This window comes from Variovorax davisae, from assembly GCF_030316845.1.
Classification (GTDB): Bacteria; Pseudomonadota; Gammaproteobacteria; order Burkholderiales; family Burkholderiaceae_C; genus Variovorax; species Variovorax davisae.
Genome location: NZ_JASZYS010000003.1, coordinates 279,480 through 301,385, shown reverse-complemented (window position 1 = coordinate 301,385; position 21,906 = coordinate 279,480). Strand labels below are relative to the sequence as shown.

Here is a 21,906-nt window from a genome sequence, read left to right as displayed (position 1 = left end):
GTTTTTGCCAGTAACCGGCCCCAAGATCGAGGGTCTGAAACGCTAGGGAGGCTCTGATCAGCCCCTGATTTCAGGCATGGCGCACGCAAGTTTGGGCCTTTGGAGCTTGAAATCGATGTTGAGTTGGCGCTGGCCGCCCCTGTTGGCGCGCGATAGGGCCGATGTAGACGCACCTATGCCCGCAGGGCATCCAGTAGTGGTCGGCGCACGATGAAGAGGTTGGTCAAGGCGGCTGCCACGAACAGGCGATTGCCGTTCTTGGCCAGCCCCCGGTAGCGCACCTTGGCAAAGCCAAAGATGCGCTTGATGATCCCGATGACGTGCTCCACCCGGGCTCGCACCTTTGAGCGGCGACGATTGATCTCGCGCTGCATCTGGCTCAGGTACTTGTACGCACGGCCGCGATGCTGCGTGAAGTCTTGTGCCCAGGGGGCATGCTGCTCGAGCACCTTGCTCTGGCCCGCATAGGCCGCGTCGCCCCACACGGCCGTCTCCTTGCCGTGGAGAAGCTCAGGGAGTACCTTGCTATCGTGCACGTTGCCCGAGGTGGCGACCACCCGGTGAATGAGCTTGTTACGGGCGTCGACCGCCACATGGGCCTTCATGCCGAAGTACCACTGGTTGCCCTTCTTGGACTGCTTCATCTCCGGGTCGCGCGCGCCCGAAGCATTCCTGGTGGAACTGGGCGCTGCGATGAGCGTCGCATCCACGATGGTGCCCGTACTCAGCCTGAAGCCCTGCGCTTGCAGATGAGCGCCCACCTGCTCGAAGATCTGGCGTCCCAGATCGTGGCGCTCCAGCAGGTGACGAAACTTCAGCGCCGTCGTCTCGTCGGGCACACGCTCGTGGCCCAGGTCGATGCCCACGAACTCGCGCATGGAGTTGGACTCATAAAGCGACTCCTCCACGGCCGGATCACTCAGGTTGAACCAGTGCTGCAGAAAGTGGATGCGCAGCATGCGCTCCAGGCCCACCGGGTGGCGACCGCGACCAGCCTTGGGGTAGTGCGGCTCGATCAACGCGCACAACTGCGCCCACGGCACAACGCGATCCATCTCGGCCAGAAAGGCCGCACGCTTGGTCGTCTTGCCGTATTGATCGAACCCGCCGCGCGCCAAGCTGATCTGCTTCATCCGCCGTCTCCTGTTGCCTGGGATGACAACGCTGCAACTCAGAGCGCGGTGGACTTGATCAGAGATTCCCTAGGTGCTCGCGCGCTGTCGCGATGGTCCAGTAATCCGCTCTTGAGCTTTGCGACACTCCGAGCCCGGGCCTGGACCTAGCCGAGAAAGCAGACGCTGTGGTGCGCCATGGCCATTGCGCAAATAGTCGACAAACAGCTTGCCACCCGGTTGGCCCGCTCTTGGCCACGAATTTGGCGGGGATTGCCCTAGCCATGGCTGCACCACGGCTCTGCGAGAACCCCTTGACCGTATCGTAGTCGTGTCGGCAGCCGACGTGCAGGCCTTTGCCGCCGCTTGTCTTCAACCAGGCCTGAAGCCCAATTGGCCGCAGCGTGCGCACGAGTACGGCGGCTTCCTGGACGTGCTCCCAGCTGATGCCTTCGCCTGGACTAGTCGAAGATCACCCGGTGGGGCTTGTCGATGCTCCTTGCAGTGGAGTTCCACGTGTGGAACTCGATGACGTTCATCTGCGCAGCAGATGCAAGGGCACGGGCTGAACCGATTTCGAGAAGCGCACCAGACCCGGCCACAGACCGAGATCAACGTCTTTGACGCTTGGGAGGCTGATTTTCTCGTCGTGCTGCTGGAACAACAGTTCGACGCGACGCCGGTGGGACCGCGGACCAGGGAACAAGGCATTGCCATGAGGTGGGGCCGCGCGTTCGGAACGGTTACCGACTCGGGAACGCGGATTTCGCCCCCACCCAGTAGCGCGAATGGGTGATGAGTCGCGGATGGGCTTGACGGAGGAAGTAGACGGACCTGGCGATGAAGCTGCCACTCGCAACCTCCTACTAGCTTTAAGGAGTTTTGTCCTACTTTCTGCCCCTCGAGCGCATGCGTTGATCTGCAGTTCCAACTATCGGAGATGAACATGACAGCTATAACCGATTGGAGCGACGCAGCGATGGCTTCTCTCGCGGGGGCATTAGCCCTTTTCTTCGCAGCGATACCTCGCGTCCTGGGATTCGCAGTCATCATCGTTCTGGGTTGGATCGTAGCTTCTTTGCTCGAGAAATTGATTCGAGGACTGCTGCATGCTGTGAAGTTCGAAATGCTTGCGCGCGAGGCTGGCTTCGCGGGTTTTGTCCAACGGATGGGAATGCAAACAGACTCGTCGGGCTTCTTGGCGTTGATCTCAAAGTGGTTTATCCGCCTCATTGTCATGGTTGTGGCTTTCGATGCGCTGGGGCTTCCGGCGGTCTCTAGCGTTCTCCGGCAACTGCTGCTTTGGCTGCCAAACTTGGTGGTTGCACTTGTTGTCTTGGTAATAGGAGGCTTGCTTGCCAACGCAGCCTCATCGCTTGTGCGCGGCGCGACATCTGAAGCCGGATTTGACAACCCCGATACGCTTGCCAAAGTCGCCTCCATCGCCATCTGGTGCTTTGCGATTGTTATTGCTGTCAATCAAATCGGGATAGCAGAAACTTTGGTAAACACGCTTTTCATGGTCGTCGTGGGGTCGGCTGGCTTAGCAGCAGCTATTGCCTTTGGTTGGGGTGGGCATGGCGTTGCCGAAGAAATCGTGCGGAAATGGTACCGTCGCGGCGAGGACGCGGGGCCGAAAATTGCCACCGCTGCGGACCAAGCGAGCTCTTCCATACGCTCTGAATAATGAATTATTGGTACTTTTCATGCCAGGCTTTCCAGATGGATTGTCCGCTGCGGGAGGGAAGGCGAAGCACTACTTCAATTCAAATGCTCCCGCCTTACAGACCTCTGGTAAATTGATTAGATGTACTCCCCGGGGGGGTGATGCAGCGAGCCGCTGCGCGAACGCTGGCTTTATAAAAAACAGAGGTTCAATGTCCTTCCCCACGTATATATTTGGCGGCCAGCTTAGGGAGCGGTCATGAGCTTGCCGGCCGCTACAGAAAACAAATTTGGCAGGCCGCTAAGTGGTTGGCGCAGGTCTCTTTTTGTCACGATTTTCGAAGCCGATACCTCCGCCGGGCGATTTTTTGATTTACTTCTGATCGGGTTGGTAATCGCAAGTGTGGCAGTTGTGATATTGGACAGTGTGGAAGCCATTCATGACCGCTGGGGCTTTTCATTTTTAGTTCTCGAATGGATTTTTACATTCCTATTCACGATTGAATACGTAGGGCGCCTCGCCAGCGTGCGTCGGCCCTTGCGATATTCAATGAGCTTTTATGGAATCGTAGACCTGCTTGCGCTTCTGCCATCTTTTTTAATTGTTCTCGCCCCCCAGTACGCCTACCTTATTGACGTTCGTATCCTGCGGCTACTCCGTGTTTTTCGAATTTTCAAGCTATCTCGCTATTCCTTAGAGTACATTGCGTTAACTTCAGCGGTTGCCGCAAGTCGCCGAAAAATCACGGTTTTCGTTGCCTTCGTGTCTTTAGTCGTATTGATAATGGGCACTTTGATGTATGTAGTCGAGGGCCCCAACAACGGCTATACCAGCATACCAGTGGCCGTCTACTGGGCGATTTCTACCATGTCAACTGTTGGATTTGGAGATCTTGTTCCGAAGACCGATGTGGGTCGGGCCATTGCTTCGATAATGATGCTCCTTGGGTGGGGTGTCTTGGCCGTGCCCACCGGTATAGTGACTGCAGAGTTAGCGAGAAGGGGCGCTGGCGATACCGCCCCCTTGTCGCCCTTCAAGGCTTCCTCGCATCCTGCTTTGCCGATACCAAAGCGGCTTTCGCCAGCCAAGCGGCGTGCGCTTCTAAATGGGATGTCGAAAAGGCCGTACGGACGTGTGCCGGGTTTGGAGAAGTAGTGCATTGCCCATGAAAAAGGAAGTAGCTTTTCTCGCGTTCCGACTGTGGAGTCACCAATGAATCAAACCTTGGTCGGTAACATGAGCTCCATGGGCGCGTCTGTCACTGATGCCACAAGCGTGAGTTCGAAGACACGACCGCGCAGGAACGGCTTGTGTTCGGCGTGCGCCACGGCTTGTAAAGACGAAGAGCTGTGTAATTTCATTTGGTCTCGCATCCGGGGCAAGTCAGCCATCGAAAATCGGCGCCGGGCAGGGTGCGCTCGCAGCAGCCCTTGGCCATTCCTGCCACCGACAACCGCCTGCAAGAGGAGCCCCAAGGTCAAGGCCCATTACCGGCAGATCGGACAAGCGACTGTTGCCCTATGGAGATCACGTCGAGAAGCTGGATGCGGGCATCGCACAGGCCGGACGTCGCGTGCTGGATCACGCACCTCTTCGATGGACACCGACCGGATGCAGAAGTGGGCATGTTTGGCGTGGACGAGGCCAAGTCAAGTGAATGTAAGAACCGAGCCGCAAGCCCCTGAATCCAAACTCACGAAGAATGTCTTGCTCCCGGCAAGGAAGACGGCAACGGTTGTGCGGACGAGCGTGGGTCGCATCCGACTCCCTTCTGGACAGTTTGCAACCATTTTCTGGTGCGTCGCAAACGCGTTGGTGAGGTGATGAACTGATGGTATGCCGTCCGCTCCGCGGTTAGAGACACTTCGAGTTTTTGCATGGCAATGGGACTGCGCTTCCAGATTGCGTCTACGACGAATTGCCCGGATTTCGTCTGAGGTATGTCAGGTTTAGCGTGTATATCTGTGGCACCGAAGCCGCGAAGAAATGAGACTCGGGCGACTGCTTCAGAAACGTCAATCTGTTCACCAAGCGCGCGGCAGGCCAACGAAACGGTGATCCTGCAAAGATTTCGCTCCGCGGTCAGTGCATGCGAGATAAGCTCAAGCAACGCCACCTTCCGCACTGCAATGTCATGGGCCGCACTGATGCCAAGGGGACAAAATCCCTCGATATGCAGATGGCGTCCCCCCTCACCGAGCAAGACGATTTCTGCTCGCGCTATCGCACGCGCTTGGACGCGAAAGTAAACGGGGTTACCCCATTGAACGGGGCCACCGTCTTCCGATGTAACGATAAGGCGAGTCATTATGTTGTAGCAGAGGTTATTGATACAAGAGACCTCGGCCTTGTTCCGCCGTACTCCCATCGATCGGTGAAGTGCTTGGAGTTCCTGCGATCGTTAAAGCGCCAAACAACTGCGATCCGCTGCAATCGGCCGAATGCCCTCTGCATCGCTATGAAGAATGTCATCGGATTAGGAGCGAGTTCAGGCGAAGCTGCCCGTCAGCGCATCTCGCAATGTGGGGACATGAACTTCCAGGTAGCGAACGGGTCTCGATCGGCGGAGCGCTTCTCGCGTGCAGACCCGCCATTGACGTGCGCTGTCGGCCGACTCTTGTATTTCAAGGGGGGTGCGCGCCCGCGCCGCACAGCATTGTATCCACCACCGCCGCTTCCGTGATACGAGAGAGTTGAACGCCGACCGCTATTGGCCAGTCGGGAGATGGTTCGTGCTTCAAACTTTCATCGAAAATCTTCGAGCTGACGTAGTTAACCCTGTCTAGCACTGGGGGACAGCAGCTGCAAGGCGACTGCTCGCGTGTCTGCCGAACTTTTTTGCCTTCCGATTCAGTGATTCGTCCGCTCGGGGACCGAACATCAGTGGCGAGGCCGGTGGCGTCCACCGGCATGCCGGGAATTCCACCTCGAGGGCGCCCCTTCAGCGAAAACTTCAATCGGGCTCCGGCAGCGTGGAAACAAGGGCGGCTTGCGGGAAGGCAGCTGCCCTTAGCAGCGTTGCAGATAGAAGTGTCCCGAAGCTTGTACATGCGTGCGAAGCGTGGTTGGCAGCCGACACGTTCACAAGTGTTCGGGCGTCGTGAGGATGGCCGACCCTGGGATCTGAGTCTGCCATCGCAAATAGCTTCGTGCAAAGAAACCAATTGGTTATTTCCGTTAATCAACTGCGCTGTACGCAGTATTTCCTGCCGTGCGAATCGAACCGCCCGTTCCAATCGAGCCACGCACGCCATTGAGCGCGTTCGCAATCGCGCCGTGGGCGCCATAGCTGCATGCCAGTTTCATCGACGTATGCGGCAGCCCGCTCTCGATAGACGTCCCGTTCAGCATCATCTGACTACCGGGCTGTTTAGACCGCGCCTAAACTGGACATTCGGATGGGTCCCCAAGCTCGAGCATAGAGCGGGCAGGGCGCAGCAACTTTGACCTGCTTGACCGAATGGCGGTCGTAGTAGGTGCGCAAGGTTTGATTTTGTTGGCTCGCGGCCCACAACTGTAAAAGGCCAAAAGGGCGTATCAAAGTTGTGGACCAATTTGCGTTCATGTGGTGAGCTTTCCATAACCTCGAGGCATGCGGGCGGCCGAGTCGCTGGCCATAAGCCGGCCTTCGGCGTCGGCGTCCACCGCGCGGTTATTTGACGCTTCGCGAATGAAGCTCGCAGAATGCTCTACGGAGGCGATGGGCATTCAGGAGAAGGAGAAGTCGATGATCGAGGTACGGCATCTCGTTCGCGTAGCGACGCTTTCTGCGCTAGGTCTGGGGTTCTACTTCCGATCGGTCCAAGCGCAGCCCTGCGCGATCGTGTCGGGCCATATCACCCTTGCTTCCGGCGCTTGCGCCGTGGCGCCCGCAACGGCGCTGAGCGCTTCGAATACCAGTGCGGCTGTCTCCGCCACGAACCTCGGCACTGTGATAGACCTCACGCCCGGCGCCACAGTCAGCACGGCGACCACCAGGCACGGCGTCGACATGATCAACGGCGGTAAGGTCCTGCTCGGGTCGAACACCCCTGTTTCGGTCAATGCCAGCACCACCGGCCTGCTTGGCATCAGCATCAACAACAGCGTTATCTCAGGCAGCCTAGGCACGGGCATCCCGGTCATCCTGAACAACGTGACGGCGGGGACAAACGTGTCGGGCTACGGCCTGCGAGCCATTCAGAATTCGTCGGTCACCCTTGGACTCGATCTGACGTCCAACTTTTCCAAGAGTGCATACGGCGTGCGCGCAGACACCGGCAGCACGGTCAACCTGATCAACGCCAGCCGCCTCGTGCTGAGCGGTCCGGACGCAGCGCCGGGCGGAGCGGCGTTGATCGCCGTGGATCCAGGCAGCGTCATCGACGCCCGGGATGGCACCATCATCTCCAACACGGGCCATGACGTGACCGGGATCTACATGTCCGACGGGGGACTTGTGCGGGTCGGCCCCTCGACGGCGCCGTTGAGCATCAGCAACGTGGCCCCAGTGAACGGCGGATCGGCAGGCGTCGTCATCGACAACACCGTCGTTCCCGCCGGCACTATAGACGGCGTAGCTATCAATTTCTCCGGCATCGCCGGAACCGGCATCACTGCCACCCGGGGCGCGCAGGTCACGGTGAGCGGCGCACGCGTCCAGGGCGCTGGCATGGGAGTCGTCGCAGACACGCTGTCGAAGGTCACCATCACGGGTTCGAGCATCTCCGTCTCCGATTCGAACGGCGGAATCGTCAGGATCATCGAGAACAGCGGGGCGTCGTTTCAGACAACTTTCTTGCGCCAGGGGGCTGGCTTGTTCGCGCTTGGAGGCACTCTCGACGCCAACGACCTCTCGATCGCTGTGCCGGCCAATGGCGCCTATGGCGTGCACACCTCCACATCTGTCTATTCGCCGGCAACCGCTGGCACGCTGACATTCACCAACGGCACGATTTCAACCTCCGGGCTTGCATCGCACGGCGCCGTGGCGACCGGAAGTCCCTTCGTCGCCGAGGCGCCGGCGCTGCAGCTGCAGAACGCAACCGTCACCACCGCGGGCAGTGGCGCCCATGCGCTGGCGGCCTTCACCGGAGGCACCATCAACGCGGCAGGCAGCGCGATACGAGCCGAAGGTCCGGGAAGCTATGGCCTGTTCTCCGGTACCACGAGCGCCACTCGGCAAAACAGGGTCTCGATCGCAGGCGGAAGCCTGTCGAGCACCCAATCGACCGCGGTCCAGGTGGCAGGCTCGCAATTGAACCTATCCCTTTCCACCGGTGTGCAGGTAGCCGGCGGTAACGGCACGCTCTTCCAGGTTACCGGCGCGGGGGGCCGCACCGGCACGCTCAATCTCGTGGCCGACGCGGCAACGCTGACGGGGGCCGCGCTGACCGACGCTGGCAGCGCCTCGAACATGACGCTGCAGAACAATGCACGGTGGAACGTGACGGGCTCGTCGAACGTAACCCGCCTGGTCAACGACCCGAGCATGATCGTCTTCAGCGCGCCGCGCGGTCTCGCGAGCCTTCAGTCGAGCTACAAGACGCTGACGGCTGTCAACTACGTGGGCGCAGGTGGCACGATGAGCCTCAACACTTACCTCGGCGCCGATGGTTCACCGTCCGACCGCCTGGTCATCGACGGCGGAACAGCGACCGGGCTGACGGGCCTGCACGTCGCCTCGGCGGGCGGCCCAGGCGCCGTGACGCTGGGCAACGGCATCCAGGTGGTCGATACGATCAATGGCGGCAGTACGGCGCCGGGTGCTTTCGTTCTCAGCAACCGGGTGGTCGAGGGTCCGTACGAGTATCAGTTGTCCCGCAGCAGCATCGACGTAAGCAACCCGCAGGGATGGTACCTGCGCTCTCAGCGCGCGATCTTTCCGCCGCCGACGGTCCCGCCGCCGACCGTTGGACCGCCGAGCCCCGAGGTGATACCGCCACTGATTGCGGCTCCGCTATACCGCCCCGAGGTCGCCGCCTACCTTGCCAACCAGCGCCAAGCCGGCAGCATGTTCGTGCATAGCTTGAACGATCGGCTCGGAGAGCCTCAGGCTGCCGGGCCTCAGAGTCCTGATCCATTCGGCGACGCACGTCGCTCCGGCTGGCTGCGCCTCGTGGGCAGGAGCGGAGACACGGCCAGTCGGGACGGAAATTTTTCTGCGGATACCAACAGCACCTTGCTCCAAGGCGGGGGCTACATCTCTCGCTGGTCGGTCGGCGGAGACCAGGGCCGCCTGTACCTGGGTGGCATGCTGGGCTACGGCAGCGCTCGCAACGACGCGACGGCCGAGGGTAACGTTGCCCAGGCCAGAGGCGAAGCGGACGGCTGGAGTGTCGGCGCTTACGGCACGTGGTTCGAGAACCACGAGAACAAGCTGGGCTGGTATGCCGACGTCTGGGGCAACTACGGGTGGTTCAAGAACAGCGTGAAAGGCGATGGCTTACCCGAGGTGCGCTACAACTCGACGGCTCTGACCCTGTCGGGCGAAACGGGCTATGCCATGCGCATCCAGCCGGGCAGCGATTGGATCCTTGAGCCGCAGGCGCAACTCGTCTATGTCAACTACACCGAGCACGACATCACCGAGGCCAACGGAACCCGTATCGGCGGCAACGACGGCAGCGGTTGGGTCTCCCGACTGGGGCTGCGCGCCTACCGCAGCTGGAGCAGTGATTCGGGAAAGCGGATGCAGCCCTACCTGACACTGAACTGGTGGCACGACGGGGTCGGCAACGCTCTGGCGTTCAATCAGGTGACGCTGAAAGATCTGTATCCAAAGAACCGCTACGAGGTGAAGGTCGGAGCGAATACTCAACTCGGCCAGGGCTGGACCGCCTGGGGAAGCCTGGGCTACCAGTGGGGCAGCCAAAACTACAGTGACACGGCGGTGCGGCTGGGTGCCAGGTACACCTGGTAGTGGATTGACGTGAGGGTGTGGCCTGCCGGTGTGGACCGCATACCAACCACGGCTGGTTGGTCGGAAGTTAGCCGACCGCATCCGGTTAACCAAATTCCCCACTCCGCCTGACATCAATACCCCATGTCCTATCGGAGTTCCCTGAAGCCCTATGAGCCCCGTGGGCTGTATGTTGTGCACCCTTGGTGCAACTTGGCCTGCCTGCTTGGGCGATTCACGAGAGCTCTGCTGAAGAGGAAAATCCGTAGGGGGCGCCCGCGCCGCCCTTGACCTGAAGGAGGCCTCAAATGGGATTGACGATCGTGACCCTGAATGATCTCTCTCAGCTGCCCGACAGCGAGCTCGTCGCCTGCTTTGCAGGCATCCGCTCCGCCATCCGCGAAGCCAAGAGAACTCACGCGGACGCACAGGCCTTGGCTCGAAGGCAGAGCAGCCGCTTGGGCCCACGCCCGCGGCCCGAAATGCCTATCGAAGAGTTAGGGCTGCGCCTTTCCATCTCCAGCGCGCTCAAGGAGATCGGCATCTACTACCTCGAGGACTTTTCGGAGGCGCGTGAAGACGAAGTGCTGGAGCATGAGGCGATAGGCGTCAGAACGACGGCACGGATTCGGGATGTCCTTCAGCAGGCTAGCTTGAGCTTTCGGGATCCGCAGGACGCCGAGAAGAGGACAGGGGCAATGCTCCACAACTGGACGTCATCGTCCGCTTCAGAGCGACGGACGAAACCGGAGACGTACGTTCGGAGGAAGGTTTCTGACGAAGCGATCCGATATGTCCGTGGCCAACCGCAAACGCCCTGCGTCGAAGCTTTGGCGAAGATTTTCCTAGGGGCGCACTACGAGTTGCCTTTTCTTCTCAATCAGTGCCGGGTCATAGTCGAAGCGACGCTTCCAGGGTTGACGATGTCCCTCGTACGGGAACTTGCAGAGTGCGGCCAACAGGAATGGTTAAGGGAGATCGCAGAAGAAATGCGCCGAGACTTCCCGACAATTTGGACAGCGGGGTTAGCGTCGAAGGCCGAACAGAGCCCGACGTTCTCGACGGCCAAAAGTCGGACAAGAGGCGCCGCTATCTGTTTTTCGCAACCGTTGCATTGACCGACAGGCCGTGGGCCACGACCGGCTTGAGCGAGGCAGCAGACGCGGTTTCCTCCTCAATTTTGATGAGAGTTCAACCGCAGCGATGCAGGTCCGGACGAACCGGAGCGGCCACGCTAGCTCATGTGGCAGGATGCGGGCAACACCGCGAGCGGCGAACTGCGGACGGTCGAGCGTGAATCCCTAGGCGCGTGCGCACTGACCACGAGGCAGGCAACAATCGGCCCTCAGCAAAGATTCACCGTTGACCTCTTTCCCATGGACTCTCTCGTTGAGCTACTGTTTGTGCTGACCGACAAGGCGCTGGTCTCGCTTCTTTCGTTCGGAAAGTGGCGCGGCGAGGCGCTGAACGCCAATGAGGCACGGCTTCACGCGGCGGCGGGTTCGCTGTCGTTCGTCCTCGGTGGTCGGCGCGTGGTTACCCGCGCCGGGCTTGCTCTCATCGGCATGGCCTTCTACGGGCTGCTTGCCGGAGCCCTCGTCTACTGGATGATGCGCGGCTAGGTCAGAATGCAGGCCAATACCGGACCTTCCCATCGACCTCCAATCGAACATCGCTTGCCTGAATGACCGAGCGCTCATCAGGGTTCAACTACCCGCGTCGCTCCCTTTCGGTCGGTCGAACTGGACCAACTAACAGGGATGCTGACCAGGCTCCGGAACGCCATTGCGCCGGCCTGCCTGCTGCTCGGCGTCACTTGGGTGGCGGATGGCAGAATTTCGGCTGATGCCGTCGTTGCCCACATCGCCCAAACGGAGCACTCCAAGCAGATATCTGCCACTGTCAGGAACTCCCAGACTCAGCACGAAGTCTCCGTGCGCACGGGTGGAAGTTCTCGTGCCCTCTAAGCCCGCTGGCAAAGGCTCGGCGGTCAATGGCGGTGGTTCCTCATTTTCGCGCTCGCAACCTGCTACTGCAATGACCTTTATCGCGAGGCTGAACGCCTGAGTACCCGCCGCCTCCGCTGGCACGCCACGAACACCTGAACGCATGCGGTAGGAAGGCGCCGATATACAAGCTCGTTCCTTCCTGTAAGTTAGAGGGAACTCGAGTCAAGGCGACCATCCATGTCCACGCTTTGTGAACACTGCAGGCAAAGCAACCGTACAGCTGCGATGTTTTGTATCGGGTGCGCGCGGAAGCTGCCCGGATTCGTGCCATCCGGTCCCTCCGCGCTTGAGGCGATGAAGGCGTTGTCGCCACGAATGCGCAGTGCATCCATCGGAGAGTCGGAATCTAGTCATGGGGAACCCTTACTGCCCTCCGAGACCAAGGCGTTCTGGTTGCAACTCGGAGCGCTGGGCATGGTCATGTCGATCGGCTTCATGGTCTGGTTTCTGCACGCCATGGGCAAGCCTTCCGCCCCTCCGCGCAAGTTGATGCAGTCGGCTGAAGCGACGGCCCCAAAGGTTGTAACCAAAGAGGTCGTGGCGGCCGCCCCACAGCGCTCATCGCCGCCTCCCCTTGCGGCAGCAGACCCCACCCCGGAGCCCAGAGCTGCAGCCGCTTCGCTGCCCGGTGCCCCGGCCGGCAAGGCGCCGGTCGTCAAATCCCCGGCGCCAACCAGCATCGCTTCGCCTCGCGATTTGAACTCCGATCGCCAAGTTCAGGCTGTGAAAGATTTCTATCGCGCTCTGTCCGCTGCGGATGGCAGGACGGCGGCAGCGTTTGTCGTCCCTGCCAAGCGTGGCCTCGGCCCATACAACGAGGCCAATATCTCAAGGTTCTATGGCTCATTCGATCGGCCGCTCCTCGTTCGGTCGATCCGCTCCATAGATGCTAGCGTGATCGAGGCAAAGTACAGCTATCGAGTTTCTAGGACAACGTGCGAAGGGACTGCGTTCGTTGAAACCGAGCGAGTTGGCCGGGAGACCTTGATACGGCGCATTCGCGCCAATTGCTAAGACGGCATCACGGCGTGACACGATCTCGCATCACTCGCTACGCCAGCTGGATGATGGCGCGCCGCCGCGCTCCAGCAGGCGCTGTTTTTGAAGCTGCGGACCGGACAGCCCGGTAACTGCACGTCGAGCAACAGGCAAGCCACCTCGCGAGCGGGCGGGTTACTGAGGAACTCATCAGCCGACGCGTAACCGGCAGCGGCCCAGCCCTCCGTCGAGCGGGCGCAGCAGACCGCCGCATCGTCTCGATGACGCACACAAGCGCGCCCCGCTGTCCGCGGGCGCGGCGTCGTCGCCCACCAGGAGGGCGCCTGGCCGTTTGCCGGCAGGTCTGCTGCGAGCGCGAAGTTCGAAGTGGCCGCCTTGTCCGAGGCTTGCGACCCAAGCGCTGCGGGCAACTCGCGAATGCGCTGGGCGGCGCGACCTTCAACGTCTGGAGACGTGCAGCTGTACGAGGCGTTGCGCTCGGGTTGCGGGGTCGGTGCAGGACGCAAGCTAGCGAATCGCGGCAAAGGATCTCGAGTGGATCTTCGAGCCCTTCTGGTAGTCTGCCATTGCCTCGCCTCCTATGTGAGCGGACAACGTCGACGTCGGCTGTCACCTTCACGGGGCGGGGGCTCTTTGTTTCAAGTAGGCGCCCACCTATTTACGGCTTCGGGGCGAGGGAGGCCGACTTAGCTTCAGGTCGTTTTAGGCAGAATTGAAAAACTCGTCGAGCTGTGTTGACTTATCGAAGAACGCATCCGCTCCGGCATCGAGGCACGTCTTTCGCACACTCTCCGTGGAGTAATTGGTTAGGACAGCGACGCGCTGATGGGTCTCGCGCCCCTGGCACCACCGCACGACCTCAATCCCAGAGCCTTCTGCCAGGAAAAGATCTACCACCGCCAGATCCCATTCCCCTTTGTGGCCTGCGAGCCAATGGACAGCTTCACCTTGAGACTGAGCAATTGCCAATACATTTGCATCGCCCAGATCCGCCAGCGCAGGGATTAGATGATCACGGATTTCTCGTTGTCTTCGACCAAGAACACGGTGAGGGGTAGAACACCCCTTCCCAGTTTTTCGTCCTCGGCATTGACTCTTATTCCCATCGCTCCCCCCAATGAAGCTCGGCCGGGCGGTCCAAATACCGTCGAACCTCGACCGAGTTTTTGCCAGCTGCTCGCATTGCCAACCTGAGATCTGTCTCGGTGACACCCATCTTGCGACACCAGTATTCAAGCTGCCAAGGCTCTTTCAAGACAATGACGGTTTGTTCGGAAACTCGATAATGGTGCATCCTGCAAGTCTGAGCCCGATGTGAACGTTGGGCGCGGGACGGCACGTCGACCGGAAGAAAGCGCTGACAATGTGTACTCTCCAACTGAAAAAGTCGGCAACGTGCCTTTGCCCCTTACCGCACTCCCGAATAGGACTTGACCGATAAGTGCTAGAGCCTGCCTCTGTCAGGGACCCGCCTACCCACAAGCACCCTGCGAGCATGGTTGCTGGTCGCCTAAAATACGCCTTGGTCTTATCTGCGCTGCTTGCTCTCGGCAACTCGGCTGCCGCAGAGCAAGGAGGGTACATTGACGGCAGGACGTGACGAAGAGGCGGGTTTGAGCAGGCGGCGGATAATTGAAGGAGGCCTCGCACTGGATACCCGCGACGTGGACCCCAAAGCTAGCGATGCCGGCGCTCTTCGGGACGTCCCCTCCGGGCGCATCGGGGTTCTCCGCCGAGCGCCCTGGGTGGGTGGATGCCGACACGCGTCGCCGCCGGGAGGAAGACGAAAAGTTTCAGCAAGCACTGCGACCGCAGTCCGGCACCTCGCAGAGCGGCGAGGGCTGAATTTCGTCTTGGACGACATGCTTTATGGATCTCCTCAAAACGACCTGACGAAAGAGGTGATCGAGGAGATGAATAAGGTTGGCTATTGATCGCCGGACATCTTCCGCGCAACTTTTGTCGGCCCCTCGTCGTCCTGTTGTCGCGCCTTTCACCAAGTCGAGATTAAGAGTGCATCGGCAGCCTCATGGTATTTCTGATTCAACAGAGCCAGAATAAGGACGTCGCGAAGCATCCAAAGCTCAATCCTATTGGCTTCGCGGCGCTAGCAGCCGAATGGTCGGCTACCCAGGCCGCTACAGCCGCTTGGCTATTGATAGCGCCTTCGGCAGTTCGCTCATCAACGCGTCACCACGAACCATCTCATTCACGGCCAAATCCAGCCGTGCTGCGGCTTGACGGGGAGACCGGGGGCTCTTGCTCACCGGCTGCGGCGTGTGAGCAAATACCAGCGCGGCCGACAGCACCGCCCCACCGATCGCTGCCATCTTCACCGCGCGAACCGGGTCCTCGTTGATGTACTCGGTCGCGCTAGCCTTGGCAGTTTCAAGCTGCGACTTTACGTCGCTCACTTTGCGTCCAGCCGCATCCACGGCGGCTTGGGCGTACGCTTTGGTTGCGTCTACGGCCTTCTCACCGGCCTGCTGCAGCTGGCCCGCGGCATTGGAGCCGGATTGCCGTGTCTGATCGGGGACGTCGGCTCCACCCTTGACACCGTTTGCGGCGTCGGACGCTGCGTTCTTCGCATCTCGTCCCGCATTGGGGGCACTTGTGTTCGATGAGTAGTCCATAGGTTTACTTCCTGAAAGCGGGCAACGGCGTTGCACGGAAATTGATATTTCGCTATTTCGTGGGAGCGACTGTCGCCATGTACCCTGTTGCGCTGTAGGTGGGGGTGCCTAGGGACAAATGCGAGCGCAAGGATTCTTGAGGAACTGCCTTGCAACGGCCTTTCCCGTGCAGGTTGCTGCCTACGGATTCTCAAAGGCATGTCCTATAGATGAGAGGATGAGGAGACTTGACGCTCGCTGTTTTTCAACAGGAGGACGTCATGAATCTAATGATTTGGCTTGTGATCGGAGGTCTCATCGGATGGGTAGCCAGCATGATTATGAAAACCAATGCTCAGCAAGGCATGATCTTGAATGTCGTCGTCGGGATTGTGGGTTCAATCTTGGGCGGATGGTTGGTGGGCCCGCTTCTGGGGGCAGGAACGATCAACCAGAATGATTTCAGCCTGCGAGGACTACTGGCGTCCCTAATAGGCGCGGTGATCCTTCTGGCGATCGTCAACCTGGTTCGACGAGGCGCAGTACGCTAAGGTCGGCGCGAGCAAGGAGGGGGCCTTCATGCTTGGCTCTGGTTCCGAGCCGCCGATTTAGGTCCCCTCGCTCGCCAGGTTTGGGGGATGCCAAGGCATCGAGGTGGTGTCCATCGACAAACTCGCAGTCACCATCGAGATCAGAGGTGCGGCCGGGTACCTGCGACGGGCAGAGTCGATGCTTATGATGTGAATGTCGCGCTGCTAAATGGGCGCCCTGTACTGCTGCAACGGGCGAGCTGGACCCAACTGGACCGAGTTAAGCTTCGCGCGTGCCTTAGTTACCTTTCTCGCTAGTGGGAGGCCGCCCTTCCGTGACGCCCTTCAAGTCAGCTCAGATGGAATGGACTCCCCACCCGAACGCCTCACCAACCACGTGAACCCAAAGGGGAGTCCATCCGACTGCCGGCTGCGTTTTCCTGAACTAACCCCTGACAAACCTCAGTCGACTGGCCCTTTTCTCCAGACGCGGACATCGCTTTGAGTCGTTCCGTTCTACTGTATGGAGGCTACCCGAAGTCGTCGCAATCGATGAACGGTTGAGTTTGTTTTTCACGACCAGTAGCGGAACCGGCATATGGCGGGTGGGCCCTTCAGCGAGTGTGAGGCATTGCGTGGTGGGCCACGCGGACGCGCGCCGCGTCATCTTCATCGAGCTGAAGCGCGCAGCGTCCCCGAGATAGCGGATAGCTCGATGTCGTTTGCCTTGGCCGTTTAAATTAGCACACACAGATGGCCGATCGCGTTGGCGCAGTCCACGGCGTCCGGGAGCAACCATCGCAGTCCTCATGCCTGCCGACTTGGGCCGCCGCGTCGACTGTCCCGTCGCCATTTGGAAATCCTGGCGAACGAGAATACCCCGCCCAGTACGCCTCCCAGCGACGAGAGGTGATTGACCGTGCGCAGCGCCTCCAGCGCAAGCTCCTGGACCACCACCCGCTCGCTGATCTCGTCGCCTTCACGGACGCGGGAAAGTGCGTGCATGACGTACATGCCCATCACGGCAGACAGGGCGAACAAGAACTCCCAATGCGCAAAGCTCAGCAGCGCCACTTCGTTTGTGCGCGCCGGTGACAGCCAGCGCATCACGACCGTGAGTTCGCTGTAGGTGAAATACTGTGCGATCGCGCCACCGGCGATGGGTGCGATGCCCCCGGCAACTGCGGCCACCAAGCCGATCACAGCCAAGTAGGACGTCCCTCGGTGCTGCGGCGCCAACTTGAGCCCGAGGTTCCCTGTGGCGAGACCAATTCCACCAGAGGCGAAGCCCATCACGACGTGCAGCAGGTACAGCAGGAACAGTTCGAAACGAGCGGAATGACCAAGATCGGCGAATACGAGGCCGAGGGTACCTACAAAGTACGCCGGCAACGCCACCGCCAAGATGGCCTTGTTCGAAAGTCGATCGGAGAGCTCGCCCCAGAGGAAAAGCGCGGCCGCGTTAGCCAGTTGGCTTGTGACCCATAGGGCGGTGACTGTGCTCAGGCTGTAGCCTAGCTGCTGCAGCAGATAGACGGTGATGAAAGGCGCGACCAGGTTGCTCGCCAAGTTCCAACTCCCAAGGACGAACAGAAGGCTACGGAAGTTTGGGTCCCGCAGCGGCTCGTCCAGCATTTTTCGCAGCGGGATCTTTCGCGCCCCTGAATGCATCACCGGCTCAGGCGTGCGCGCTAGGAAGAGCGTGCTGATCATTCCCGCGATGCCCGCACCAGCAAATGCCATCGCGAAGGCGTAGTTGCTTACCTGGAATGGAGGATGGTCCACCAGGAAGCCCGCCACCAAAGTGCTGGCGCAGGCCATCAAGCTGGCTGCCAGTAGGCGCCGCCCGAAGAACTTCCCCAGACTCGCCACGGGCAATAGCTGGTGAAACCAAGAGTTGACGGCGCAGGCAACGACAGCACCCAGCAACCCGATCAACAGCTGAGAAACGACGAGCAAGGGCAACCGCACACCTTGCGGAGCGAACGGCAAAAACGCAAGGAAGAAGATGATGATGCGAGCCGTGGTGGGCGCCGTCACACTGATCTTCTTGCGTTGCCGCAGCCGCTCCACCAAGAAGATGGTGGGAAGCTGCGCTGCTTGCACCGCAAAGGGTATGGCGGCGAGCAAACCGATCGTCAGCGGGCCAGCACCCAAGCTGAGTGCGAACGCAACGAGCACAACGCCGCCGGACAAAGCCGCGTGTGACGCTACCCCAGCCCGCGTCCCAGACCAGCGAGCGCTTGCCGGCCTCCAACTCTTCGGGCGAGACGGAATGTTGAGGGCGGAGCGAGAGCATTCGGTGTCGGCTAGGCGACGTGGTTTTGCGACTCTGCAATGGCTGCAACGGCAGCAGCCAGTAATACTTCGCCGCCATGAACGAGGAAGCTCGCTCCTTGGCCGGAGCCTGCCAGCTTGGGCATCATCAGCACGTTCACGCTGTAGCCTGCCACGGTGACGCTCATCCCGGTCTTGACCACCTCATTCCGAGCGTCCCGCAAGATTTTCAGCGCCGTTACTTCAGTCATCTCTGGATTCTGTTGGTTTGCACACGCATTGGGTTGTCGCCTGGCGAAGGACCTCGCGCCAACAGTGTGAGCATTTGTGGGGATTTGCTGCTCACTGAGAGGCACGACTCGGTGCCATTCGCGCGCGAGGGCGGTCGGCGGGGCCGTGCAGGTCAACCTAGATCAACGACTTGCGTCTCACACCGGATGTCGGATGTGGGGCGGCGCGCGAATATGGGAGCAAACCTTTCACGTCGTAACGGTTACGACAGTCGCCCGTCGATCACGTGTTGCTACGACCGTTACTTACCCCCCCAGCAGGGGCCTCCTTTGAGATAAATCCGCCCCTTTCCCCTGGAAACGCGTGCGAAGTCATGCACGGTTCATGCGGGTGGCGTAGCCTGCAAAGAACCGGTCTGCGGGCGCTGGTAGAGGATGCTTCAGCGCCATCATCCTAGTTGGTTTCCTCGATGCCGGCGGTCCGTTCCTCTATTTTTCCCTCTGTCATTCCTGCAGGGAGTTGAAATGGCCATCGACCTTTTGAGAGAGATTGCGTCTTCACCGCTGCCGAAGTCTTTCCGGTCGCCTGACGAAATCGACCAGATCAGGCTTCTTCGCGCCGCCGGCTTGGTGATTGCATTTGTGCCCGCTCGGACCGGCCCCGACTCGCTAGCTGGACCTGAACACACCGCTCAAGTGCTGGCCGTGACCGACAAGGGCAGGCAGGAACTCGAATCCAGCCGCTATCCGGACGAGGAAAGGGGGAGCAGTCAATCGAATGGCAACTGGGCGCAGCGGCTGCGATCGGCCGCCGATCGTGTCCGCCAAGCGCTTCAATAGGCAGCCCCGCCCTGAAGTCTCGCCTTATTTCTTCATGGGCTCGCCAGCTGTGCCGCTCTTCGTCATGGAAGCGCCATCCTTTTTCATGAGGTCGGCGCACATGGCGTCCTTCTTCATCTGAACATCGTTCGTTTTCGCGCCGGCCGGCGACATGGCCATGTGCTCCTTGCACTGCTGCATGGTCATGACTATGGTCGTACCGCTGGTTGAGCCGTCCTTTTTCATCGCGTCTTGGGCGAAGGCGCTGCCGATAGCCAGCCCCATGCCTAGGCCCAAAAGGGCTGTCGTAAAAAGTTTCATGTTTGTCTCCTGATATTTAAAAAAATCAGATTCTCGCCAGAGATTCAGGCCGCAATCGGAGCCCCGCCTGCAAAGCTGTAGGCAGCGACCCACTGCGCTGACGCTTTTAAGTGCCGCATGCGCAAGTGAGAGCAAGAGCCCTGTACCTTGCGAAAAATGACGGCGACGCCCTTCATTTCGAAGACCAATGGAAGCAAAGCCGCGGCGAGCACATCTACCGCGGATCTCTTTTTGGGGAATCGATCCCCAGGCCTCACTTGGCGGGGCCGCGGGGGGCTTCGGCCGGTGCTATCGAACCGACGCCCCCTCTTAAAGCTCGCGGAAGGCGGTGTCCCCGGGCTTTCGAGCGCATCGAACAGATATTCGGGTTTCGCTGCGTCGTGGTGCCAGGAAGGGCAAGCCCTTCTCATCCACCACTTTGCGGGAACAGTCGGATCGCATCGCTCAGGTCCAGACCCAGGCTAGTGAGCACTTCGACAGGTTTTTCTTTGAGCTCGGGGTTCGATCCGCGACCGGACCTCCGCCGACTTCAGCTTTCTCAGTTCGACATTCGCCTGCATGGTGTTTCCTGAATGGGTAGTTACGCGGAAGCCATCCCAGCCCATCAATTTCGCGAGTGATGAGTAAAAGGAGCAAGGCAATGTAGCCACAAGCAACCCATCGCGGGAGACTAACCTTGCCTCGGCAGCGGTTGCCTTTTATTTGAGCAGGCCACTGCAAAAGGGCTCAAACGCCGACCCCGACCAGATCAATGCATCGGCCAAGGAGAAATATGCTCACCTTATCCACAGAATCGGTGTGCAACCGTAGGCCGAAGGACGCCTCAGATTGAGAAAGCGTCCCACAAATGCGCTGTTTGGCAAGCGCAAATTGCTAGAGTGGCAATCCGCCACGCAACCTAGGATCAGCATGAACAAAGACCAAGTCAAGGGTACTGCAGAGAAGGCCAAGGGCAGCGTCAAGGAGACAGTCGGCAAGGTCGTTGGCAGCGACAAGATGGAAGCCGAAGGAGCGGCCGACAAGGCCGCTGGGTCGGTCCAAAAGAAAGTTGGCGATGTGAAGGAAGCTGCCAAAGACGCGGGCAAGACCCTGACGAAAAAGCCGTGAGGTTTTCGACAGCGAGTTGGCGCTGTTGCTCGAGGACGTGAGCTTCGACCTTCACGGGCTTGGCCGCGGCATTCGACGGCCCGTGCCCCTCTTCTGTTGCCGGTCGGGCTTTCGGTGCGGCGCATCGAGTTCGTCACCCCTGCGGGCACCAATCCCTGAAGCACGCGACCCAGCAGGGCCGCCGAAGACCAACACCTGCTCCTCCGACGCCGGCGCCGGCGTCGGTGGGGTCGTTTCGCTCCAGATGGTCACTGACGCCATCGCGAACCCTCTCGGCTTCACTGTCACGGCGGTGTGGCTGATCTGCCCTTCGCTCCGCCTCTCTCCGACGCATAGCGGCATCCCTGCGCGTGCGCTCGTCCTCGTCCTCACCCGGTCCCTTCGCTTCGCTCTCGGGCTGCGGCTTCCGCTCCGCTCCTTCCTACAGCGCTTGACTGTCGCTGGCCATGCGTCGAGGCGGCTCCGAAGAGCAGATTTTTTCAACCCACACCAGAAGGCCAGTCATGAGCGGAGCGACCACACGAATCACCAACACTCTTTTCACCGCGGCCGTTCCTTCCGCACCTCCCGAGGCTCACCAGAGCAGCGGGGGGGGCGGGGGCAAGAAAGCTGTCGAAACTCCCGCTGCTTTGCTATGCGCTGGTGCCGAGCAACGAACCAGGCGCCGAATCGTTTTGATCAAGGCAGGGGAGCGCGGCTACTACGTGACCGGCTTTGACGGGCAGGCGATGGAACTGGCCGAGGCGCGGATTCTGGTCGACCGCCTCAATGTGGGGAGGGGGCGTGACAGAGGCCCAGCATCAGGCCATGGTCGCCGGCTCGGCCTTGGCTTTCATGTTCCCGCTGCTGACCCAGACCACCCGTTGAACGGGGGCACCCTGCGGACGGTAGATGCCTCGATGGCGAACGCAGAGCAAGGCGGTGCGATGAACGCGCAGACGCGGGGGCCGGCGATGCCCGAGGGCATGGAGGCGATTTCCAAGGAGCAGTTTTTCGCAATGCTGAGCGCCGATCCGCGCGACATCATGCCGAGCAACCGCGCGCCGGACTACACGTCTGGGTGACGAAGGGGCGGGAAGTCTGGGGCTGGCCCACACTCGGCTGGAAGTTCCCGTGCAATTCGCGGTTCTGAGCAGCGCTATCGCCAAAATCACCCGGGAAGCTGCATGACTCGCATCGAGCTCGACGGCGACACGTGGCCGATCCTGGCCGAAGGTGCCACTCGCGACGGAAGACCTACTGCCATCTTGCCAGCACCACGCGCTGCAGCCGCCAGCAGCGCAATGGCGCGGTACCTCTGCAAATGGGCGACTGGATCGATCAAGCCTCGATCCGAGGCCGCTG

Annotated in this window: 19 protein-coding genes; 10 read left to right on the top strand and 9 right to left on the bottom strand. The window is 60.3% G+C overall.

Translation table 11 applies throughout. The features are described 5' to 3' along the window. Positions 1-173: 173 nt before the first annotated feature. Genes QTI33_RS08900 through QTI33_RS35110 form a run of 3 tightly spaced genes read right to left on the bottom strand, consistent with a single transcriptional unit; the run spans position 174 to position 1,651 of the window. Positions 174-1,133 carry an IS5 family transposase gene (locus QTI33_RS08900; RefSeq protein WP_286505420.1) on the bottom strand — a complete coding sequence of 320 codons (960 nt, stop codon included), beginning with the start codon at positions 1,131-1,133 and terminating at the stop codon, positions 174-176. Positions 1,134-1,191: 58 nt separating this feature from the next. Then, positions 1,192-1,524, bottom strand: coding sequence for a non-homologous end-joining DNA ligase LigD (gene ligD, locus QTI33_RS35115; protein WP_353506315.1), 333 nt, complete (start codon positions 1,522-1,524; stop codon positions 1,192-1,194). 49 nt (positions 1,525-1,573) lie between these two features. Continuing rightward, positions 1,574-1,651 carry a hypothetical protein gene (locus QTI33_RS35110; protein ID WP_353506328.1) on the bottom strand — a complete coding sequence of 26 codons (78 nt, stop codon included), beginning with the start codon at positions 1,649-1,651 and terminating at the stop codon, positions 1,574-1,576. Between the two features lie 407 nt (positions 1,652-2,058). Here QTI33_RS35110 and QTI33_RS08895 point away from each other — a divergent pair, with 407 nt between their 5' ends. From QTI33_RS08895 to QTI33_RS08870, 6 genes are all read left to right on the top strand, one after another. Continuing rightward, entirely contained in the window at positions 2,059-2,799 is a 741-nt protein-coding gene (locus QTI33_RS08895; RefSeq protein WP_286505419.1) for a mechanosensitive ion channel family protein, read from the top strand. A 237-nt stretch (positions 2,800-3,036) separates the two neighbouring features. Further along, positions 3,037-3,933 carry an ion transporter gene (locus QTI33_RS08890; RefSeq protein ID WP_286505418.1) on the top strand — a complete coding sequence of 299 codons (897 nt, stop codon included), beginning with the start codon at positions 3,037-3,039 and terminating at the stop codon, positions 3,931-3,933. 2,515 nt (positions 3,934-6,448) lie between these two features. Next, on the top strand, positions 6,449-9,679 hold the full coding sequence (locus QTI33_RS08885) for an autotransporter family protein (RefSeq protein WP_286505417.1): 3,231 nt from the start codon (positions 6,449-6,451) through the stop codon (positions 9,677-9,679). 287 nt (positions 9,680-9,966) lie between these two features. Beyond that, positions 9,967-10,776 carry a hypothetical protein gene (locus QTI33_RS08880; protein ID WP_286505416.1) on the top strand — a complete coding sequence of 270 codons (810 nt, stop codon included), beginning with the start codon at positions 9,967-9,969 and terminating at the stop codon, positions 10,774-10,776. A 258-nt stretch (positions 10,777-11,034) separates the two neighbouring features. Continuing rightward, positions 11,035-11,280 (top strand): hypothetical protein, encoded by a 246-nt coding sequence (locus QTI33_RS08875; protein WP_286505415.1) that lies wholly within the window; start codon positions 11,035-11,037, stop codon positions 11,278-11,280. Positions 11,281-12,081: 801 nt separating this feature from the next. Further along, positions 12,082-12,681: a hypothetical protein gene (locus tag QTI33_RS08870; RefSeq protein ID WP_286505414.1), complete on the top strand. Its 600-nt coding sequence runs from the start codon at positions 12,082-12,084 to the stop codon at positions 12,679-12,681. Positions 12,682-13,368: 687 nt separating this feature from the next. Here QTI33_RS08870 and QTI33_RS08865 read toward each other — a convergent pair. The 3 genes from QTI33_RS08865 to QTI33_RS08860 form a co-directional block, all read right to left on the bottom strand. Then, a complete protein-coding gene (locus QTI33_RS08865) occupies positions 13,369-13,635 on the bottom strand; it encodes a response regulator (protein ID WP_353506314.1) in 267 nt (88 codons plus the stop codon). Positions 13,636-13,762: 127 nt separating this feature from the next. Further along, positions 13,763-13,960 carry a DUF3606 domain-containing protein gene (locus tag QTI33_RS35105; protein WP_353506313.1) on the bottom strand — a complete coding sequence of 66 codons (198 nt, stop codon included), beginning with the start codon at positions 13,958-13,960 and terminating at the stop codon, positions 13,763-13,765. An 844-nt stretch (positions 13,961-14,804) separates the two neighbouring features. Then, entirely contained in the window at positions 14,805-15,299 is a 495-nt protein-coding gene (locus tag QTI33_RS08860) for a hypothetical protein (RefSeq protein ID WP_286505413.1), read from the bottom strand. A gap of 260 nt (positions 15,300-15,559) precedes the next feature. Between QTI33_RS08860 and QTI33_RS08855 the strand changes: the two genes are divergently transcribed. Further along, positions 15,560-15,829: a GlsB/YeaQ/YmgE family stress response membrane protein gene (locus QTI33_RS08855; RefSeq protein ID WP_286505412.1), complete on the top strand. Its 270-nt coding sequence runs from the start codon at positions 15,560-15,562 to the stop codon at positions 15,827-15,829. Between the two features lie 786 nt (positions 15,830-16,615). On the opposite strand, the gene QTI33_RS08850 is transcribed toward QTI33_RS08855, so the two are convergent. Continuing rightward, positions 16,616-17,989 (bottom strand): MFS transporter, encoded by a 1,374-nt coding sequence (locus QTI33_RS08850; RefSeq protein ID WP_286505411.1) that lies wholly within the window; start codon positions 17,987-17,989, stop codon positions 16,616-16,618. Between the two features lie 128 nt (positions 17,990-18,117). Further along, the gene (locus tag QTI33_RS08845; RefSeq protein WP_286505410.1) at positions 18,118-18,336 is read right to left on the bottom strand and encodes a hypothetical protein; all 219 of its coding nucleotides are present in this window, start codon (positions 18,334-18,336) and stop codon (positions 18,118-18,120) included. A 504-nt stretch (positions 18,337-18,840) separates the two neighbouring features. On the opposite strand from QTI33_RS08845, the gene QTI33_RS08840 reads away from it, so the two are divergent. Then, on the top strand, positions 18,841-19,155 hold the full coding sequence (locus QTI33_RS08840) for a hypothetical protein (protein WP_286505409.1): 315 nt from the start codon (positions 18,841-18,843) through the stop codon (positions 19,153-19,155). Positions 19,156-19,179: 24 nt separating this feature from the next. On the opposite strand, the gene QTI33_RS08835 is transcribed toward QTI33_RS08840, so the two are convergent. Next, positions 19,180-19,455, bottom strand: coding sequence for a hypothetical protein (locus tag QTI33_RS08835; RefSeq protein ID WP_286505407.1), 276 nt, complete (start codon positions 19,453-19,455; stop codon positions 19,180-19,182). 909 nt (positions 19,456-20,364) lie between these two features. Here QTI33_RS08835 and QTI33_RS08830 point away from each other — a divergent pair. Continuing rightward, complete coding sequence (locus QTI33_RS08830) at positions 20,365-20,562, top strand: CsbD family protein (RefSeq protein WP_286505406.1); 198 nt, start codon at positions 20,365-20,367, stop codon at positions 20,560-20,562. Between the two features lie 503 nt (positions 20,563-21,065). Then, complete coding sequence (locus QTI33_RS08825) at positions 21,066-21,626, top strand: hypothetical protein (RefSeq protein WP_286505405.1); 561 nt, start codon at positions 21,066-21,068, stop codon at positions 21,624-21,626. Positions 21,627-21,906: the final 280 nt, after the last annotated feature.

What these genes read in the sequence shown, in the direction of transcription:
- QTI33_RS08895 (WP_286505419.1), top strand. Translation starts at nt 2,059, where the DNA reads ATGACAGCTATAACCGATTGGAGCGACGCAGCGATGGCTTCTCTCGCG.
- QTI33_RS08890 (WP_286505418.1), top strand. Translation starts at nt 3,037, where the DNA reads ATGAGCTTGCCGGCCGCTACAGAAAACAAATTTGGCAGGCCGCTAAGT.
- QTI33_RS08830 (WP_286505406.1), top strand. Translation starts at nt 20,365, where the DNA reads ATGAACAAAGACCAAGTCAAGGGTACTGCAGAGAAGGCCAAGGGCAGC.
- QTI33_RS08845 (WP_286505410.1), bottom strand. Translation starts at nt 18,336, where the DNA reads ATGACTGAAGTAACGGCGCTGAAAATCTTGCGGGACGCTCGGAATGAG.
- QTI33_RS08825 (WP_286505405.1), top strand. Translation starts at nt 21,066, where the DNA reads ATGAGCGGAGCGACCACACGAATCACCAACACTCTTTTCACCGCGGCC.
- QTI33_RS08835 (WP_286505407.1), bottom strand. Translation starts at nt 19,455, where the DNA reads ATGAAACTTTTTACGACAGCCCTTTTGGGCCTAGGCATGGGGCTGGCT.
- QTI33_RS08855 (WP_286505412.1), top strand. Translation starts at nt 15,560, where the DNA reads ATGAATCTAATGATTTGGCTTGTGATCGGAGGTCTCATCGGATGGGTA.
- QTI33_RS08840 (WP_286505409.1), top strand. Translation starts at nt 18,841, where the DNA reads ATGGCCATCGACCTTTTGAGAGAGATTGCGTCTTCACCGCTGCCGAAG.
- QTI33_RS08860 (WP_286505413.1), bottom strand. Translation starts at nt 15,299, where the DNA reads ATGGACTACTCATCGAACACAAGTGCCCCCAATGCGGGACGAGATGCG.
- QTI33_RS35105 (WP_353506313.1), bottom strand. Translation starts at nt 13,960, where the DNA reads ATGCACCATTATCGAGTTTCCGAACAAACCGTCATTGTCTTGAAAGAG.
- QTI33_RS35110 (WP_353506328.1), bottom strand. Translation starts at nt 1,651, where the DNA reads ATGAACGTCATCGAGTTCCACACGTGGAACTCCACTGCAAGGAGCATC.
- QTI33_RS08870 (WP_286505414.1), top strand. Translation starts at nt 12,082, where the DNA reads ATGGTCATGTCGATCGGCTTCATGGTCTGGTTTCTGCACGCCATGGGC.
- QTI33_RS08875 (WP_286505415.1), top strand. Translation starts at nt 11,035, where the DNA reads ATGGACTCTCTCGTTGAGCTACTGTTTGTGCTGACCGACAAGGCGCTG.
- QTI33_RS08900 (WP_286505420.1), bottom strand. Translation starts at nt 1,133, where the DNA reads ATGAAGCAGATCAGCTTGGCGCGCGGCGGGTTCGATCAATACGGCAAG.
- QTI33_RS08885 (WP_286505417.1), top strand. Translation starts at nt 6,449, where the DNA reads ATGAAGCTCGCAGAATGCTCTACGGAGGCGATGGGCATTCAGGAGAAG.
- QTI33_RS08880 (WP_286505416.1), top strand. Translation starts at nt 9,967, where the DNA reads ATGGGATTGACGATCGTGACCCTGAATGATCTCTCTCAGCTGCCCGAC.